The 1,989-nt window shown below is 61.5% G+C and carries 1 protein-coding gene; it reads right to left on the reverse strand.

The window, feature by feature from the left end; all coding sequences use genetic code 11:
- Nucleotides 1–1,989: ATP-dependent helicase (locus tag HMPREF2554_RS08100; RefSeq protein WP_070554631.1), on the reverse strand; the 1,989-nt coding region annotated here is incomplete at both ends.

The raw sequence follows: 1,989 nt of genomic DNA on the forward strand, positions 1-1,989 counted from the left end.
CGGTCTTATCGCCGGTGCCTTCCAGAGCGAGAACTCGGCCCTCTCCAAACTTGGTGTGGCGCACCGTATCGCCCACCTTCAGCTGCGGAATTTCCTTGCCTTGATGCACTCGCGAGCGGTTGCGCACCGCCCCGGATGCGCTGGCTGCGGCCGCCAAACCGTAGCTTGCCGAACCATTGACCTCGGCGGTTGATGGCTCACGGTTCGCCCGGGAGCGGGAGTCATCGTATCCTGCGTAGCCGCCCGCGCTGCGCCCGTCTAACCCGCGCTCGCTGCCGGAGCCATAGCCGCCGGAACTGTATCCGCTCGCCCCGCGATAGCCACCCGACTGCCCATAAGCACCGGCACCGTGGCCGCCGTACCCGCTGGCGCCATTGGCGTATGCGCCCATCCCGGAGGCGCCAAACCCGGCAAAACCGCCCAGGCGGCGCCATTCGATCAGCTCCTCAGGAATCTCTTCTAGGAAGGGAGAGGGCGGGTTGAACTGGCTCTTGCCCCACATCGTGCGGGTCTCGGATCGGGTGACGTAGAGCCGCTGCATCGCGCGCGTGAGCCCCACATAGGCAAGGCGGCGTTCCTCGCTCATCTCGCCCTCGTCGGTCAGCGCCCGCTGATGCGGAAACAGCCCGTGTTCCAGCCCGGTGAGGAAAACAACCGGAAACTCCAGGCCTTTGGCGGTGTGCAGGGTCATTAGGGTAATCATGCCCTGCGCCTTCGCTTCCGCGGCCTCAGCGGCAATCTGCGCGGCAGACGGGGTCTGACCGTCGGCGGAGGCACTTCGGGATGGAATCGAGTCGGCATCCGCCACCAGCGAGACATGCTCTAAGAACTGTTCTAAGTCTGCGCCGGGGTTCTCCGCCTCAAACTCGACCATCGCATCCAGCAGCTCCGAGAGGTTTTCCACCCGGGATTCGTCCTGAATATCCTTAGATTCGCGCAGGGCGGCGAGATAGCCGGACTGTTCAAGCACCGCCTCTAGGGTTGTGGCGGCTGATTCGGTGCGCGCAATCTGGGCGAGATCGTCCATGAGCTTGACGAACTCCGCATACTTTTTCACGGCGGCAGCACCCAAACCCGGCACACTCCCCGGCTCGGCGGCAGCGGCACGGGCGGCGGCGAAGAACGAAATTCGCTGTGCCGATGCGTGATCGGCAACCACGGTCTCAGACTTCGCTCCGATACCGCGTTTAGGTTCGTTGAGAATACGCCGCACGCTCACATCGTCGTCCGGGTTTGTGAGGGCGCGCAGGTAGGCGAGCGCATCTTTAATTTCTTTGCGCTCATAGAACCGGGTGCCGCCGACCACGCGGTACGGCAGTCCGGCGCGCATCAGCAGTTCTTCAAGGGCGCGGGATTGAGCATTGGTGCGGTAGAAAATCGCCACATCCGAGGGTTTGATACCGTGTTCATCGGCAAGCCGGTCTATTTCTTGAGCAATGTAACGTGCCTCCGCATGTTCGGATTCGGCGACGTACCCCACGATTTTTGCGCCCTCCCCCGATGCCGTCCACAGCTTCTTAGGGCGGCGGTTTGGGTTGCGTTCAATCACGGCGTTCGCGGCAGAGAGAATGTTCTGCGTGGAACGGTAGTTCTGCTCCAGCAGAATAATGTGCGCATTAGGGTAGTCGCTCTCAAAATCCGTAATATTGCGAATGTCAGCGCCGCGGAAGGCGTAAATCGACTGGTCTGAGTCACCCACGACGGTCAGTTCGCCGGGCGGCGGAGCATCCGGATACGGCCCCTGTTCGCGAGTGTTTCCCTGCGGATGCGCCCCCACCAACTCCCGCACGAGCGCGTACTGGGCGTGGTTGGTGTCTTGGTATTCGTCCACCAGAATATGCCGAAACTTACGGCGATAATAGTTTGCGATTTCGGGGAACTTCTTGAGCAAAAACACGGTTTTGCCGATAAGGTCGTCAAAGTCGAGGGAGTTCGCGGCGCGAAGGCGCTGAGCGTAGACGGTGTAAATCTGCGCGATAGTCTTTTCCC

Origin of the sequence: Rothia sp. HMSC071F11, assembly GCF_001809115.1 — a bacterium.
GTDB classification, from domain to species: domain Bacteria; phylum Actinomycetota; class Actinomycetes; order Actinomycetales; family Micrococcaceae; genus Rothia; species Rothia dentocariosa.